At 51.0% G+C, this 14,944-nt stretch carries 17 protein-coding genes and 1 other annotated feature; of the genes, 13 read left to right on the top strand and 4 right to left on the bottom strand.

Going from position 1 to position 14,944, the window contains the following annotated elements; translation table 11 throughout:
• The first annotated feature begins 53 nt into the window (after positions 1 to 53).
• The 13 genes from rpmI to selO all read left to right on the top strand — a co-directional run bounded on the left by rpmI (position 54) and on the right by selO (position 11,254).
• Entirely contained in the window at positions 54 to 251 is a 198-nt protein-coding gene (rpmI, locus tag OH773_RS12695; RefSeq protein ID WP_005968897.1) for a 50S ribosomal protein L35, read from the top strand.
• A 45-nt stretch (positions 252 to 296) separates the two neighbouring features.
• Positions 297 to 653, top strand: a complete 357-nt coding sequence (gene rplT / locus OH773_RS12690) for a 50S ribosomal protein L20 (RefSeq protein ID WP_000124850.1) — start codon at positions 297 to 299, stop codon at positions 651 to 653.
• A gap of 65 nt (positions 654 to 718) precedes the next feature.
• Positions 719 to 842: a sequence feature (Phe leader region), on the top strand.
• Positions 724 to 768, top strand: a complete 45-nt coding sequence (gene pheM, locus OH773_RS12685; protein WP_001386830.1) for a pheST operon leader peptide PheM — start codon at positions 724 to 726, stop codon at positions 766 to 768. It overlaps the preceding feature by 45 nt.
• A gap of 192 nt (positions 843 to 1,034) precedes the next feature.
• The gene (gene pheS, locus OH773_RS12680) at positions 1,035 to 2,018 is read left to right on the top strand and encodes a phenylalanine--tRNA ligase subunit alpha (protein ID WP_270139183.1); all 984 of its coding nucleotides are present in this window, start codon (positions 1,035 to 1,037) and stop codon (positions 2,016 to 2,018) included.
• A gap of 14 nt (positions 2,019 to 2,032) precedes the next feature.
• Positions 2,033 to 4,420 (top strand): phenylalanine--tRNA ligase subunit beta, encoded by a 2,388-nt coding sequence (gene pheT / locus OH773_RS12675; RefSeq protein ID WP_270139181.1) that lies wholly within the window; start codon positions 2,033 to 2,035, stop codon positions 4,418 to 4,420.
• A 4-nt stretch (positions 4,421 to 4,424) separates the two neighbouring features.
• The gene (gene ihfA, locus OH773_RS12670; protein ID WP_001229265.1) at positions 4,425 to 4,724 is read left to right on the top strand and encodes an integration host factor subunit alpha; all 300 of its coding nucleotides are present in this window, start codon (positions 4,425 to 4,427) and stop codon (positions 4,722 to 4,724) included.
• Between the two features lie 118 nt (positions 4,725 to 4,842).
• Positions 4,843 to 5,823 carry a vitamin B12 ABC transporter permease BtuC gene (btuC, locus tag OH773_RS12665; protein WP_270139179.1) on the top strand — a complete coding sequence of 327 codons (981 nt, stop codon included), beginning with the start codon at positions 4,843 to 4,845 and terminating at the stop codon, positions 5,821 to 5,823.
• Between the two features lie 70 nt (positions 5,824 to 5,893).
• Positions 5,894 to 6,445 (top strand): glutathione peroxidase, encoded by a 552-nt coding sequence (locus tag OH773_RS12660; protein ID WP_270139177.1) that lies wholly within the window; start codon positions 5,894 to 5,896, stop codon positions 6,443 to 6,445.
• Complete coding sequence (btuD, locus tag OH773_RS12655; RefSeq protein WP_270139175.1) at positions 6,445 to 7,191, top strand: vitamin B12 ABC transporter ATP-binding protein BtuD; 747 nt, start codon at positions 6,445 to 6,447, stop codon at positions 7,189 to 7,191. Before OH773_RS12660 ends, btuD begins: the two co-directional genes overlap by 1 nt.
• 80 nt (positions 7,192 to 7,271) lie before the next feature.
• Positions 7,272 to 7,733 carry an NlpC/P60 family protein gene (locus tag OH773_RS12650; RefSeq protein WP_270139173.1) on the top strand — a complete coding sequence of 154 codons (462 nt, stop codon included), beginning with the start codon at positions 7,272 to 7,274 and terminating at the stop codon, positions 7,731 to 7,733.
• 137 nt (positions 7,734 to 7,870) lie between these two features.
• Positions 7,871 to 8,845, top strand: a complete 975-nt coding sequence (locus tag OH773_RS12645) for a LacI family DNA-binding transcriptional regulator (protein ID WP_270139169.1) — start codon at positions 7,871 to 7,873, stop codon at positions 8,843 to 8,845.
• Positions 8,846 to 9,012: 167 nt separating this feature from the next.
• Positions 9,013 to 9,744 (top strand): EAL domain-containing protein, encoded by a 732-nt coding sequence (locus OH773_RS12640; RefSeq protein ID WP_270139167.1) that lies wholly within the window; start codon positions 9,013 to 9,015, stop codon positions 9,742 to 9,744.
• Between the two features lie 64 nt (positions 9,745 to 9,808).
• Positions 9,809 to 11,254 (top strand): protein adenylyltransferase SelO, encoded by a 1,446-nt coding sequence (gene selO, locus OH773_RS12635; RefSeq protein WP_270139165.1) that lies wholly within the window; start codon positions 9,809 to 9,811, stop codon positions 11,252 to 11,254.
• 49 nt (positions 11,255 to 11,303) lie between these two features.
• Here selO and OH773_RS12630 read toward each other — a convergent pair whose 3' ends face one another.
• From OH773_RS12630 to OH773_RS12615, 4 genes are read right to left on the bottom strand one after another with little or no spacing between them, the layout of a single operon-like run.
• Entirely contained in the window at positions 11,304 to 12,083 is a 780-nt protein-coding gene (locus OH773_RS12630; protein ID WP_270139163.1) for a heme ABC transporter ATP-binding protein, read from the bottom strand.
• Positions 12,076 to 13,038 (bottom strand): FecCD family ABC transporter permease, encoded by a 963-nt coding sequence (locus OH773_RS12625; protein WP_270145848.1) that lies wholly within the window; start codon positions 13,036 to 13,038, stop codon positions 12,076 to 12,078. Before OH773_RS12625 ends, OH773_RS12630 begins: the two co-directional genes overlap by 8 nt.
• Positions 13,039 to 13,073: 35 nt before the next feature.
• Complete coding sequence (locus OH773_RS12620) at positions 13,074 to 13,907, bottom strand: heme/hemin ABC transporter substrate-binding protein (protein WP_270139161.1); 834 nt, start codon at positions 13,905 to 13,907, stop codon at positions 13,074 to 13,076.
• On the bottom strand, positions 13,904 to 14,935 hold the full coding sequence (locus tag OH773_RS12615) for a hemin-degrading factor (protein ID WP_270139159.1): 1,032 nt from the start codon (positions 14,933 to 14,935) through the stop codon (positions 13,904 to 13,906). Before OH773_RS12615 ends, OH773_RS12620 begins: the two co-directional genes overlap by 4 nt.
• Between the last annotated feature and the right edge of the window lie 9 nt (positions 14,936 to 14,944).

Genomic DNA, 14,944 nt, shown 5'->3' with positions numbered 1-14,944 from the left:
TTTGTTCGCCTTCTGGTTCGTTTTATTAACAATGCGAAGTGGAAAGTTATTAAATGCCAAAGATTAAAACTGTACGCGGCGCCGCTAAGCGCTTCAAAAAGACCGCCGGTGGTGGTTTTAAGCGTAAGCACGCTAACCTGCGTCATATTCTGACTAAAAAGTCTACTAAGCGTAAACGTCACCTGCGTCCGAAAGGTATGGTCTCCAAAGGGGATCTGGGCCTGGTCATCGCTTGCCTGCCGTACGCATAAGTAGCACTTTTTAATTAATTCAGAATATAGAACAGGAGAGCTAATATGGCTCGCGTAAAACGTGGTGTTATCGCACGTGCTCGTCACAAAAAAATCCTTAAACAAGCCAAAGGCTACTACGGTGCGCGTTCACGCGTTTACCGTGTTGCTTTCCAGGCTGTTATCAAAGCTGGCCAATACGCTTACCGTGACCGTCGTCAACGTAAACGTCAATTCCGTCAGCTGTGGATTGCGCGTATCAACGCTGCAGCTCGTCAGAACGGGATCTCTTACAGCAAATTCATCAATGGCTTGAAAAAAGCTTCTGTTGAAATCGACCGTAAGATCCTGGCTGATATCGCCGTATTCGACAAAGTGGCATTTACTGCACTGGTTGAGAAAGCGAAAGCAGCTCTGGCGTAAGCCGGTTATCAGAGGGAGCTTGTCTCCCTCTTTTAATTTCTAACATAAATAATCAAAGGTAACTGCAAGCATGAATGCTGCTATTTTCCGTTTCTTTTTTTACTTTAGCACCTGAACCCGGGGGCTTTGCGCGTAAGAAAAGAAACGAAAAATAGCGCCGAAAGCCTCCATTATGGAGGCTTTTTTTTGCATGTCATTTTTACCCCGCCATCCTTCAAGTTGCAGGGGTGTTGGCTGCACTCACTTACCCGAATCACTTACTCAAGTAAGCTCATCGGGATAAGTTCCCTTGCCGCCTACCTGCAACTCGAATGCTAACGGGGATAGTCTTTGTACACGGATCAACTACCCCGGTAATTTTACCGGCACAAGAGGAATACCATGCCACATCTCGCAGAGCTGGTTGCCAACGCAACGGCCGCCATAAACGAGGCCCAGGATGTTGCCGCGTTAGACAACGTACGCGTCGAGTATTTAGGGAAAAAAGGGCATCTGACCCTGCAGATGACCACCCTGCGTGAATTGCCACCAGAAGAGCGCCCAGCGGCTGGCGCGGTCATCAACGAAGCGAAAGAGAAAGTGCAGGAAGCATTGAATGCTCGCAAAAATGCACTGGAAAGCGCAGCTTTGAATGCTCGTCTGGCAGAAGAAACTATCGATGTTTCATTGCCTGGCCGTCGTATTGAAAACGGCGGCCTGCACCCGGTTACGCGCACCATTGACCGTATTGAAAGCTTCTTCGGTGAGCTGGGCTTCACCGTGGCGACTGGTCCTGAAATCGAAGATGACTACCATAACTTCGACGCGCTGAATATTCCAGGTCACCATCCAGCTCGCGCGGATCACGATACTTTCTGGTTCGATGCTACCCGCTTGCTGCGTACTCAGACTTCTGGTGTACAAATTCGCACCATGAAAGATAAGCAGCCGCCGATTCGTATTATTGCTCCAGGCCGCGTATATCGTAACGATTACGATCAGACGCATACCCCAATGTTCCATCAAATGGAAGGTTTGATTGTTGATACCAACATCAGCTTCACCAATCTGAAAGGCACATTGCATGATTTCCTGCGTAACTTCTTTGAAGAAGATTTGCAGATTCGCTTCCGTCCGTCCTACTTCCCGTTTACTGAGCCTTCCGCTGAAGTCGATGTGATGGGCAAAAACGGCAAATGGCTGGAAGTATTAGGCTGCGGCATGGTGCACCCGAACGTTCTGCGAAACGTCGGCATCGATCCAGAAGTTTACTCAGGCTTTGCATTCGGTATGGGCATGGAGCGTTTGACCATGCTGCGCTATGGCGTGACCGATCTGCGTGCATTCTTCGAAAATGATTTACGTTTCCTCAAACAGTTCAAATAAGGGCGGGATATCCAATGAAATTCAGTGAACTCTGGTTACGCGAATGGGTAAACCCAGCCAACAGCAGTGAAGAGCTTTCCAGCCAAATCACTATGGCTGGTCTTGAAGTTGACGGTGTTGATGCGGTTGCAGGCGAATTTAATGGTGTGGTTGTGGGTGAAGTGGTTGAGTGCGGCCAACATCCCAATGCTGACAAACTGCGTGTAACAAAAGTGAATGTCGGTGGCGAACGCCTGTTAGACATCGTTTGTGGTGCGCCAAATTGCCGTCAGGGCCTGCGCGTTGCTGTTGCCACTGTCGGTGCTGTGCTGCCAGGTGATTTCAAAATCAAGGCTGCAAAACTGCGTGGCGAACCTTCAGAAGGCATGCTGTGCTCCTTCTCTGAGCTGGGTATTTCCGACGATCACGACGGTATTATTGAGTTGCCACAGGATGCACCTATTGGCACCGACATCCGCGAATACCTGAAGCTTGATGACAACACTATCGAAATCAGCGTGACGCCAAACCGTGCTGATTGCTTAGGTATCATCGGTGTGGCTCGTGATGTTGCTGTAGTCAACAAGCTGCCATTGCACGAGCCAGAAATGACCTGTGTTGCTGCGACCATTACCGATACGCTACCGATTCGTGTCGATGCACCGGAAGCCTGCCCACGTTACCTGGGGCGTGTCGTTAAAGGCATCAATGTTAAAGCGCCAACACCACTGTGGATGAAAGAGAAACTGCGTCGTTGCGGTATTCGTTCGATTGATGCGGTTGTTGACGTGACTAACTACGTACTGCTGGAACTGGGTCAACCGATGCATGCGTTCGATCTGAACCGCATTGACGGTGGCATTGTGGTGCGTATGGCAGAAGAGGGTGAAACCCTGACGCTGCTTGACGGCAATGAAGCGAAGTTGAACGCAGATACCCTGGTTATTGCTGACCACACTAAAGCGCTGGCAATGGGCGGTATCTTTGGTGGCGAGCATTCTGGTGTGAATGATGAAACCCAGAATGTCCTGCTGGAATGCGCATTCTTCAGCCCTCTGTCTATCACTGGACGTGCGCGCCGTCATGGCTTGCATACCGATGCTTCCCACCGCTATGAGCGTGGCGTGGATTCTGCACTGCAGTTCAAAGCCATTGAACGTGCAACTCGCCTGCTGATTGATATCTGTGGCGGCGAAGCCGGCCCTGTTATCGATGTGACCAGCGAAGCACATTTACCAAAAGCTGCCACAATTACTCTGCGTCGCAGCAAGTTGGACCGCCTGATTGGCCATCACATTGAAGATGCACAGGTTGGCGACATTCTGCGTCGTTTGGGTTGTGAAGTGACTGAAGGTGACAACCAGTGGACGGCTGTCGCGCCAAGCTGGCGCTTCGATATGCAGATTGAAGAAGACCTGGTTGAAGAAGTGGCGCGCGTTTATGGCTACAACAGCATCCCTGACGAGCCTGTACAAGCGGGTCTTATCATGGGCAGCCATCGCGAAGCAGACCTTTCCCTAAAGCGTGTGAAAACCATGCTGGTTGATAAAGGCTATCAGGAAGTGATCACCTACAGCTTTGTTGATCCTAAGGTTCAACAGTTGCTGCACCCTGGTGAAGAAAATCTGATTCTGCCAAGCCCAATTTCCAGTGAAATGTCAGCCATGCGTTTGTCCTTGCTGACGGGCCTGCTCAATACGGTGGTTTATAACCAAAACCGCCAGCAGAGCCGTGTACGCATCTTTGAATCAGGCTTACGCTTTGTTCCTGATACGCAGGCAGACCTGGGTATCCGTCAGGATCTTATGCTGGCTGGCGCTATCTGCGGTAATCGCTACGAAGAGCATTGGGATCTGGCGCGAAACACCGTCGACTTCTATGATTTGAAGGGCGATCTGGAAGCGGTTCTGGATCTTACAGGCAAGCTTTCTGACATTGAATTCAGAGCAGCAAGCAACCCAGCGTTGCATCCAGGCCAAAGTGCCGCCATTTATTTACGTGGCGAATACATTGGTTTCATTGGCGTTGTGCACCCAGAGCTTGAGCGTAAGCTGTCTCTGAATGGCCGTACGCTGGTGTTCGAAGTGCTGTGGAACAAGCTTGCAGACCGCGCCGTGCCTGAGTCGAAAGAGATTTCTCGATTCCCGGCGAACCGTCGCGACATCGCTGTTGTGGTCGCCGAAAACGTCCCCGCAGCAGATATTTTGGTCGAATGTAAGAAAGTTGGCGCAAATCAGGTAGTTGGCGTAAACTTATTTGATGTGTACCGTGGCAAAGGTGTAGCCGAAGGTTATAAGAGCCTTGCCATAAGCCTTATCCTACAAGATACGGGCCGTACACTCGAAGAAGAGGAGATTGCCGCTACCGTTGCAAAATGTGTAGAGGCATTAAAAGAGCGATTCCAGGCATCATTGAGGGATTGAACGTATGGCGCTTACAAAAGCTGAAATGTCAGAATACCTGTTTGATAAGCTAGGGCTTAGCAAACGCGATGCTAAAGAGTTGGTAGAGCTGTTTTTCGAAGAGATCCGTCGCGCTCTGGAGAACGGCGAGCAGGTTAAACTATCAGGCTTTGGTAATTTTGACTTACGCGATAAAAACCAACGTCCCGGGCGTAACCCGAAGACCGGTGAAGATATTCCTATTACGGCACGCCGTGTAGTGACCTTCCGACCTGGTCAGAAGTTGAAAAGTAGGGTTGAAAACGCGTCGCCAAAAGACGAGTAACCTGAATAAACCAAAAAGGCCGCAAATTGCGGCCTTTTTCTTTTCTTCTTGTCCTGTACGGAAAATCCCCCGTAAAATCAAATTTATGAATTGTTACTAAACGGATTTCATCAACCAGATGCACACTTTTGTTGCGCGACAGTACCGTCTCGAACGCCGTTGGCTGCTGGCATTGTTTGCCACAATGTTGGGAATGGCTGTGCTGAGTTTGTGCGCCGGAGATCTGTGGTTTTCCCCACAACATTGGTTGCGTGAAGATGCGCAGCTGTTTATCTGGCAGATTAGAATGCCTCGCACATTAGCCGTTTTGTTGGTCGGAGCGGCACTCGCGATATCTGGCACAATTATGCAGGCGCTTTTTGAAAACCCACTGGCTGAACCTGGACTGCTTGGTGTCTCTAATGGCGCTGGGGTGGCACTCGTGGCGGCAGTACTGCTTGGGCAGGGCATGCTACCGGGCTGGGTATTAGGTATTTGCGCAATTTTTGGTGCACTGGTCATCACGTTTATCTTGCTTCGTTTTTCAAAGCGTCATCTTTCTAACAGCCGTCTGCTGCTTGCAGGGGTAGCGTTGGGGATTATCTGTAGCGCTTTAATGACCTGGGCTATCTATTTCAGTACTAGCCTCGATTTGCGCCAGTTAATGTACTGGATGATGGGCGGCTTTGGGGGCGTGGACTGGCGGCAATGGTGGTTGATGGTAACTCTGTTGCCCGTCATGCTGTGGTTATGCCGCAATTATACGCCATTGAATTTAATGGCTCTCGGCGAAATGTCGGCTCGCCAGTTGGGCTTACCAGTCTGGCTATGGCGTAATATTCTGGTGATTGCGACGGGCTGGCTTGTGGGGGTGAGTGTTGCGCTGGCGGGAGCAATCGGCTTTATCGGTCTCGTCATCCCACATATGTTGCGGCTCAAAGGGTTAACCGATCACCGGATTTTGCTGCCCGCAAGTGCGTTGGCAGGTGCCACCGTGCTACTGGGCGCAGACATCATTGCGCGCCTGGCGCTGGCCTCAGCTGAGCTACCAATAGGCGTCGTGACGGCAACTTTAGGCGCACCTGTATTTATCTGGCTATTATTAAAGGCTGGGAAATAATGAACCATTCCTTAAATACTTGATGCTGTATCTTCGAATATTTAGGGTAAACGAATCAATCTGAGGGGTCGTGATGCAAAACATTCTTAACACTGAAGTAACCACCATTGACGGTGAAGCCACAACGCTCGAAAACTGGAAAGGAAAAGTGCTGCTGATGGTGAATGTTGCCTCTAAGTGCGGCCTGACAGTGCAATACGAACAATTAGAAAACTTGCAAAAAGAGCTGGAGCATGAAGGCTTCTCGGTGCTGGGTTTCCCGTGTAATCAGTTCCTCGGTCAGGAACCTGGCAGCGAAGAAGAGATCAAAACCTTCTGTAGCACGACGTACGGCGTGACATTCCCCCTGTTTAGCAAGTTGGACGTTAATGGTGAAAACCGTCACCCGCTGTACAAAAAACTGGTTGCCGCCGCCCCGACAGCCATAGCACCAGAAGGTAGCGGTTTTCTTGAACGCATGAGCAGTAAAGGTCGAGCTCCCGCTCAATCGGGCGATATCCTCTGGAACTTTGAAAAATTCCTTGTGGGTCGCGATGGCCAGGTGATTCAACGTTTTTCACCGGATATGACGCCTGATGATTCAACCATCGTTGAAGCGATTAAGTCGGCGTTGGTGAAGTAATGTCGTTGTTGCAGCTTAATGATGTTGCCGTGGCAGAGCGGCTTGGGCCAATTTCTGCCGCTGTCCATGCGGGCGAACTGGTGCATCTTGTTGGGCCAAATGGCGCGGGCAAAAGCACCCTGCTGATGCGTGCCGCCGGGCTTAGCTCAGGAGCCGGGCAAATTGTGTTTGCCGGGAGTAAACTAAGCGACTGGCAGCCAACGAAACTGGCTCATCATCGTGCCTTTCTCTCTCAGCAACAGATGCCACCATTTTCGATGCCCGTCTGGCATTATCTGCAACTGCATCAGTCGGTCAGCCCTACAGATCCCGTCATGCTAAAGCTTGCCGAAGATTTAGGGCTGGCGGATAAACTTACGCGCAGTGTGAACCAACTTTCAGGTGGTGAATGGCAACGGGTCCGTTTAGCCGCTGTCGTGCTGCAGATTCACCCTGAAATCAATCCACAGGGGCGTCTGCTGTTATTGGACGAACCGATGAACAGCCTTGATGTCGCGCAGCAGACCGCGTTGGACAGGATCCTGATGGCACTGTGTGAGGCGGGTATCGCAGTGGTCATGAGCAGTCACGATTTAAACCACAGTTTGCGACATGCGCATACTGTCTGGTTATTGCGTTCGGGTAAAATGATTGCGCAAGGAAATCGCGACGAAGTGCTGACACCGCAACATTTAGCGACAGCTTATAACATGCACTTCCGCAGATTGCAGATTGAAGGGCACAGTATGCTAATAGCCCCACTGTAGTTGATGGTAAAAACTTGCACCAAATCATGGGTAAGCGCTAAATTACTGGAAATTATAAACGGGTGAGGATTAGCCTGAAAATGCGTGTATGGATTATTGTTGTGGCATGTCTGGTACTCGCAGGGTGTAGCCACCATGCGCCCCCACCAAACTCTCGTTTGTCAGACTCAATTACGGTGATTGCTAAGCTCAATGATCAACTTAGCGGCTGGCACGGCACACCGTACCGCTATGGTGGAATGAGCCGTCGTGGTGTTGACTGTTCTGGCTTTGTTTCTATCACCTTCCGTGACCGTTTTGAGCTCCAGTTACCGCGTGAAACCCGCCAGCAGGCGAAAATCGGTACCGAAATTGATAAAGACGATCTCCTGCCCGGCGATCTGGTTTTCTTTAAAACTGGCTCCGGAGAGAGTGGATTACACGTCGGAATTTACGATACGGATAATCAATTTATTCATGCCTCAACCAGTCGTGGTGTGATGCGCTCGTCGCTGGATAATGTCTACTGGCGTAAAAAGTTTTGGCAAGCCCGTCGTATCTAATGCGATTAATTCCCGATCTTAGGGCCAATCACTGGCCCTAAACGTGACACTCTTCAGTAATTCCATGGTTAACCCAAGCCCAACTCATAATTTCAGGTAATATTTGGCAGCATTACGCTCTCTCGAAAGGATTGTTTATGGTTACTCTGGAAGATGTTGCCGCAAGTGCAGGTGTGTCCCGGGCAACCGTTTCACGCGTGGTCAATGGTGACAACAAAGTTAAAGCACAGACGCGGATCAAAGTTGAAGCAGCAATACTTGAGCTGGGTTATACGCCGAACCCGGCGGCACGAGCCTTAGCCTCCAGCCAAAGCAATACGCTCGGGCTTGTCACCACCTCCTATCGCGGCGGCTTTTTTGGCGCGCTGATGGACACCGTACAAAGCGAAACCGAGTTACAGGGGAAGCAGTTGTTGGTGACGCAGGGGCGCGACACCGCGGAGAAAGAACTCAACGCGATTAAACGCCTGTTCAGTTTGCGCTGCGATGGTCTGGTATTACATGTGCGCGCCATCTCTGATGCCACATTGCATCAACTGGCCGATCAGAATCACACGTTCATTGTTTTAGACCGTGATGTTCCGGGTCTTGAAGATAGATGCGTTATATTCGATCACCGTGCGGCAAGTGCGCTTGCGACCCAGGTATTTATTGATGCAGGGCATACCTCAATTGCCTGCTTGCATGGGCCGAGCGCACGTACCTCCAGCCTGCTACGCAAACAGGGGTTTATGGATGCCATGTCTCAAGCAAATCTTAAACCCGCGGCGGTATTGGGCGGGGAGTACGACATGCCCTCAGGCTACCAACTAGCTTCTCAACTTCTTGAAAACATTACGCCAACGGCACTCTATTGCTGTAACGAAGAACTGGCAATTGGTGCGATGCTTGCTATCACCGAGCACGGCCTGCGAATACCCCAGGATATCTCGCTTATTTGCTATGACAGCGGTGAGCGAGCGCCATTTGTTCGCCCGGCGCTCACCAGTGTTCATTTCCCTATAACCGAAATGGCACGTTATGCTATTCGGAAATTATTGGATAGTCATTGTGTGGAACAAACATTCTCTCCTGAGATAATCCACCGTGATTCCGTTCGTCAAATTCGCTAAAACTGGCGATATCGAGGTATCCAGGATAATATATTTATATTCAAAAAAGATTCTGATAAACATTCAGGGATGAACTTGCCTTTAATTACAACAAAATCAATCCAGTTAACGCTGGATGTTCATCGTGTCACGATGCCATCCACTCCATTTTCTAAACGGTTGGCAACATGATTCTTGAACTTGATGCACAATATCGTTCAGACTTTTATTTTCAGCCTGTTTACTTACCTGACGGAGGAGTGTTAGGGGTTGAGTTAATAGTGAATTTTGTTGGAGTTGATGCGCCGGTACGTATTCCAACGGAGTTAGTTGCACAGGTTATTAAATCAGAACAACAATTAATATTATTCTCAGAACAATTAGAATTGCTCAATAACTATCAAGAATTCTTTAAGACTCAACGACTCGTTGTCTGGGTGAATATAAGTGCGGTAATTGCCGACGCAATTTTGAACGATACTGACCTGGCTTCCCGCCTGGCGCAGCTTCCGTTCATTGAGTTTACCGTCAGTGAGAACTTCCCTGAGTTAAATCGCGGTATTGAAAATGCATGTTTAATGGCAATGACCAGGCATTATCCATTAGCGCTGGCAAATTTTGGTGCGGGTATTGCGACCAGTAAACCGATCTTTGACGGAATATTTAAACGTGTATTTCTGGATAAAGCATTTATTCATAAACAAATAAAACAACGCTCATTTGAGCCATTTATGTTAGCTATGCTCGCCCAACTTTCTCCGTTTTGCCAAACGCTGGCAATTACCGGAATTGATGATGAAGCGGCACGTCAGAAAGTACTTTCATTCGCCGCTTTCGCCATGCAGGGAAATCTTTGGCCGGGTATTGCACCTGAAAAACTCGAAGATTGGTTTCACCCTGATTCACCGTTATTGAACTAATACCCCTGCCAACGTGCCGTGTTTAAATCTCCTCATAAGCACTACACTATCGGCAGGAGGCACCATGACCAATAAACCTGAATTTAACAATAGCTGGCACGACGAATTGCCCGGCTTTTATACGGCTCTAAAGCCCACGCCGCTGCATAATGCCCGGCTGTTTTATTATAACCGCCCTCTTGCTGATGAACTGGGGCTTGATGCCTCGTTGTTTGACGAATCTCATACCGGTATCTGGAGCGGTGAAACGCTGTTGCCGGGTATGCAGCCGTTAGCACAGGTTTACAGCGGGCATCAGTTTGGTGTGTGGGCTGGTCAACTTGGTGATGGTCGCGGCATTTTGCTCGGTGAACAACAACTGGCAGATGGGCGTAAATTTGACTGGCACCTGAAAGGAGCGGGTTTAACGCCTTATTCGCGCATGGGTGATGGCCGTGCAGTGCTACGTTCCACCATACGCGAATTTCTTGCCAGTGAAGCGATGCAGGGTCTGAACATTCCGACCACCCGAGCGCTGAGCATTGTGACCAGCGACACACCAGTGCAACGAGAAACCACCGAGCAGGGTGCGATGTTGATTCGGGTGGCGCAAAGTCATGTGCGTTTTGGGCACTTCGAGCATTTCTACTATCGCCGTGAACCGCAGAAAGTACAGCAACTGGCGGATTATGTGATAGCTCATCACTGGCCGCATCTGGTCAATGAAGCAGACAAATATCAGCTTTGGTTCCGTGATGTGGTCGAGCGTACCGCGCAGATGATCGCGCACTGGCAGACGGTAGGGTTCGCGCATGGCGTGATGAATACCGATAATATGTCGATTCTTGGTTTAACGATGGATTACGGTCCTTACGGTTTCCTCGACGATTATCAGCCTGATTTCATCTGTAACCACTCCGATCATCAGGGGCGCTATGCCTTTGATAATCAGCCTGCTGTTGGGCTCTGGAACCTGCAGCGGCTGGCGCAAACACTGTCACCGTTTATTTCAGTTGAATGGCTCAATGAATTGCTCGATCACTATCAGTTTGCACTGATGAAATCCTTCGGGGAATTAATGCGCGCCAAACTGGGGTTGTTGACGGAACAAACGGCGGATAACGAAATCCTCACCGAATTGTTTGGGTTGATGGCCAAAGAGGGCAGTGATTACACCCGAACCTTCAGAATGTTAAGCCTGACGGAACAAAACTCAGCAAGCTCGCCACTGCGTGATGAATTCATTGACCGTGCCGGGTTTGATAGCTGGTTCACCCGTTATCGGGCTCGTTTGCAAACCGAGCAGATCAGCGATGAGCAGCGTCAGCAGGCGATGAAAGCAGCCAATCCGTCAGTGGTTTTACGCAACTGGCTGGCTCAGCGTGCTATTGATGCCGCAGAGCAGGGCGATGTGAGTGTTTTGGCACAATTACATGAAACGCTTAAACAGCCGTTTGCCGAACATGATGGCGATGTGACGCAGCGTCCGCCAGATTGGGGGAGACGGTTAGAGGTGAGTTGTTCAAGCTAAGCGTTCAGTTTCGCAGGTCGGGTTAGCGTAAGCGACACCCGACATGCGTTTACTGCTTCAACCAAACCTGCGGCACCGGGTGCTCCGGATGGTGGAAAACCCGTAGGTCAGCCTGATACCAGTGTTGTAATGTCGATTCATCCATCACCTGTTGCGGCGTGCCTTGCGCCACGAGTCGCCCTTCGTGTAATAACACAATACGGTCCGCCCAAAGCGCCGCCAGGTTCAAATCGTGCAACACAACACATACCGAAAGTGTTCCCATCAGCGATAAACGACGCAGTAAACGCAGAAGATGTTGCTGATGATAAAGATCCAGCGCGGACGTCGGCTCATCCAAAAAAAGCCAGCCGTGGGGTTGCCCGTCGAACCACAGCTGTGCCAGCGCGCGTGCGAGTTGCACTCGCTGTTGTTCTCCCCCTGACAGCTGGCAAAAATCGCGCCCGGCAAGAGCATCACAACCCGTCAATGCCATCACCTCCTGAACCACTGATTTCGTCTCTTTTTCTGCCCACGGCGCGCGTCCCATGGCAATCACATCTTCTACAGCCCAGCTAAATGACATACCGCTGCGCTGACGCATGACCGCGCGTTTTCGGGATAACGCCTCGCTCGACCACGAATTTAGCGGACGTCCAGTAAGGCTAATCTCACCACTGTCCGGCGGCTGAAAACCGGTGAGCACGCGTAGCAATGTGGATTTTCCGGCACCGTTTGGGCCAATCAACGCGACAACCTCACCCGTTGCAAGCGTCAAATTAATGTCATCCAGTAACTTTCGTGCACCAAGGCGCAAAGTGACATTGCGCGTTTGCAAACAATCAGCCATCAGTTTCCCTCTTTTGGCGGAATATCAGGGCTAAGAACCACGGACCGCCGAGCAAACTGGTCAGCAAACCCACCGGCATTTCTGCTGGCGCAACCAACGTGCGTGCGAGCGTATCAGCAACCAGAAGCAACATCGCGCCAGCAAGAATTGAGCCTGGAATAAGCCAGCGATGATCGGCCCCGAGCCATATTCTCACCAGGTGCGGAACCACCAGGCCAACAAAACCAATCACGCCGCTCACGGCAACCGCGGCTGCCACTAACAGCGCACTTAAAATCAATAACTGACGCTGGGTTGTTTTAACGTCCACGCCCAGGTAATGCGCTTCTTCGTCGCCAAGCTGCAACAGGTTAAGGCGCCTGGACAGAAACGCGATAACCAGTGAAGCAGGGATAACAAACGAGGCGGTGGCAAGCAAGGTTGACCATTGCGCTTGCCCAAGGCTGCCCATGCCCCAAAGTGAAAGCTGGCGCAATTGGGCGTCGTTACTGATCCATGACAAAACGCCGACCGCCGCACCGCACAGGGCATTAATGGCAATGCCCACCAACAGCAGGCGAGAAAGACTATTGTTGCCCTGACGGCTAAGGAAGAAAATCACCAGCGTGACGGCAAGACTACCGAGAAACGCCGCCAACATCGGAACATACAACGCCAATACTGCCGGAAGAGCCAGAGGAAGCACCACTGAAAACCCAACCGCCAGTGCCGCACCGCTGCTGATGCCGAGCAAGCCCGGATCGGCAAGCGGATTGCGAAACAGCCCCTGCATCACGCAGCCTGAAAGTGCCAGTGCGCCACCAACCAGCGTGGCCAGCAACACGCGAGGAAGGCGAATATTGAGCCAGATATGACGCAGTGCTTCATCCTGCGCTTGCCACAACACTGCGATGGAAAGACGCATGGCTCCTAAATTGGCCGCAACCAAAGACAGAGCCACTAGTGCCAGCAACATCAGAAACAGGGCGCGTTGAGGCAGGGGACGGTGTATCAAGGCAATTGCTCCGCTTTTTTACGTAATGCAAGGATGGCATCCGGCGTTTGCAAACCAAAACCCAGCAGCGCCATGTCGTCGACGATCAACAACTGGTGGCCTTTCCCGGCAGGTGTCTGAGCCAGACCAGGCAGTTTCCAGACATTATCTTCACCCCCTAACGTTTTCACGCCATCGGCGGTGATCAGCACCAGTTGCGGTTGGCTGGCAATCACACCTTCCTGAGACATCGGCTGATAACGTCTGAATCCTTGCATCGCATTTTGCAAACCCGCGGCATGAATAGCTGCATCTGCTGCCGTTTCTTGCCCCGCGGCCATCGCGGTCATGCCTCCATGGCTCATGATGAACAGGACTTTTACAGGTAACGGTTTTTCAGGAATCGACGCCAGCTTGTTATGCACTTGTTGGCGTAAAGCCTCGCCCTGTGTCGTTTTACCCATAGCCTGAGCAACCGCATCGATTTTCTCATCGATGCCTTCCAGCGAATTATTCGCCGGAATCGTCACCACTTTGACATGGCTACTAGCGACTTGCTCAAGCGCAAGAGACGGCTTGGCCTGAGCGCTCGCCAGTACGAGCGTTGGGTGCATCGCCAGAATCCCTTCGGCATTAAGCTGGCGCAAGTAACCCACATCCGGCAGTTTTGTCGCCGCCTCCGGATGCAGACTGGTGCTGTCACGGGCGACCAATTGGTCACCCGTTCCTAATGCAAAGGCAATTTCTGTCACATCCCCCCCAATTGCCACCACTCGCTGATCGCTAGCAGCAGCAATCACAGGTAGGGCAGTTGTCGTTAAGGCAAACAGAGCAAATAACCCGCGTTTCATGCAGCCAGCCCTTTGCTTACCAGTGCTTCAAGCTGAGTACGCCACTGTTGTTGCTCCGGTTCACCTTCGGTGCGTTGGCCGTAAAGCTGCGCGATTTGCGTACCGTCAGCGGCAAACAGCTCAAGGCTTGTCACGAAGCCATCACCACTTGGTTTGCGCGTTACCCAGCTTTCCGCAATGGTATCGGCCATTAGGTGCAGGGTGAATTGTGGGTTGAAGATGTTAATCCAGTTATCCATCGGCACGACTTTCTCAACGACACCGGTGAAAATCTGCACGCTACCCTGGTTACCCACAAACACCATGATTTCGTTTTTGTCTTTCTTAGCTTGAGCCAGCAGTTGTGCGAGCGCGTCGTTATCCACCTGGCAGGCGAGATCGTCAGCAACCAGACGGAAAGCTTGTTGGCGTGTTAGCTGGTGGCGTTTGAGCAGCCCAAAGAACTGGTGCACATCACGGATAGCGCGCCACTCTTCTTCAACCTGACGGCCATCAACCTCAGGCGTCATCACAGCTTTTTCAACGGCTTGTAACTCAAGCGCGGGGTTATCGGCATAGATAAACTTCGCCAGCATATCGCCCCAGGCCGCGAAATCGGTGTTGTCAGTGGTGTAAACCTTCAACAGCGCATCGCCCTGATGATCAAAGAACTGCACGCTCTGGCGTTCACCGCGTGCGGTTTCTTCACGGACGTGGAATGCGAAAGCCCACTGGTTCAGGAACAGACGCAAATCCAGCGCACGTGGGTTCAGAACCAGCCCTGCGTGGCCGTGCAGTTGCTGGTTTTCAAAGCGGCCGATATGTTCATGGACCGCATATTCATTACGGCAAATGGACTTGATCTCGCCCACGCTTTCAAGGGAGGCCAGAATTTCGCGGATCTCGCCTTTTAAGCGCCATGCGTCATGACCTACACGGGCATGAGTCAGTTCGGCTTCACTGATGTTCATCAGTTTTGCGATGTCGCGAGCATACTTTTTCGGATGCTCTTGCTTGAGCTGTAACCAGTTTTCATAAAGCTGAGTCATTTCGGTTCC

This window comes from Buttiauxella sp. WJP83, from assembly GCF_027594725.1.
GTDB classification, from domain to species: Bacteria; Pseudomonadota; Gammaproteobacteria; order Enterobacterales; family Enterobacteriaceae; genus Buttiauxella; species Buttiauxella selenatireducens.
This window is presented reverse-complemented; position numbering and strand designations above follow the sequence as displayed.

Bases quoted from the DNA above. Each gene is read 5' to 3' on its own strand.
- OH773_RS12620 (WP_270139161.1), bottom strand. From the start codon at position 13,907: ATGAAACGCGGGTTATTTGCTCTGTTTGCCTTAACGACAACTGCCCTA.
- btuC (WP_270139179.1), top strand. From the start codon at position 4,843: ATGCACACTTTTGTTGCGCGACAGTACCGTCTCGAACGCCGTTGGCTG.
- OH773_RS12625 (WP_270145848.1), bottom strand. From the start codon at position 13,038: ATGTTGCTGGCACTAGTGGCTCTGTCTTTGGTTGCGGCCAATTTAGGA.
- OH773_RS12650 (WP_270139173.1), top strand. From the start codon at position 7,272: ATGCGTGTATGGATTATTGTTGTGGCATGTCTGGTACTCGCAGGGTGT.
- ihfA (WP_001229265.1), top strand. From the start codon at position 4,425: ATGGCGCTTACAAAAGCTGAAATGTCAGAATACCTGTTTGATAAGCTA.
- rplT (WP_000124850.1), top strand. From the start codon at position 297: ATGGCTCGCGTAAAACGTGGTGTTATCGCACGTGCTCGTCACAAAAAA.
- OH773_RS12640 (WP_270139167.1), top strand. From the start codon at position 9,013: ATGATTCTTGAACTTGATGCACAATATCGTTCAGACTTTTATTTTCAG.
- btuD (WP_270139175.1), top strand. From the start codon at position 6,445: ATGTCGTTGTTGCAGCTTAATGATGTTGCCGTGGCAGAGCGGCTTGGG.
- OH773_RS12615 (WP_270139159.1), bottom strand. From the start codon at position 14,935: ATGACTCAGCTTTATGAAAACTGGTTACAGCTCAAGCAAGAGCATCCG.
- OH773_RS12630 (WP_270139163.1), bottom strand. From the start codon at position 12,083: ATGGCTGATTGTTTGCAAACGCGCAATGTCACTTTGCGCCTTGGTGCA.
- selO (WP_270139165.1), top strand. From the start codon at position 9,809: ATGACCAATAAACCTGAATTTAACAATAGCTGGCACGACGAATTGCCC.
- rpmI (WP_005968897.1), top strand. From the start codon at position 54: ATGCCAAAGATTAAAACTGTACGCGGCGCCGCTAAGCGCTTCAAAAAG.
- pheS (WP_270139183.1), top strand. From the start codon at position 1,035: ATGCCACATCTCGCAGAGCTGGTTGCCAACGCAACGGCCGCCATAAAC.
- OH773_RS12645 (WP_270139169.1), top strand. From the start codon at position 7,871: ATGGTTACTCTGGAAGATGTTGCCGCAAGTGCAGGTGTGTCCCGGGCA.
- pheT (WP_270139181.1), top strand. From the start codon at position 2,033: ATGAAATTCAGTGAACTCTGGTTACGCGAATGGGTAAACCCAGCCAAC.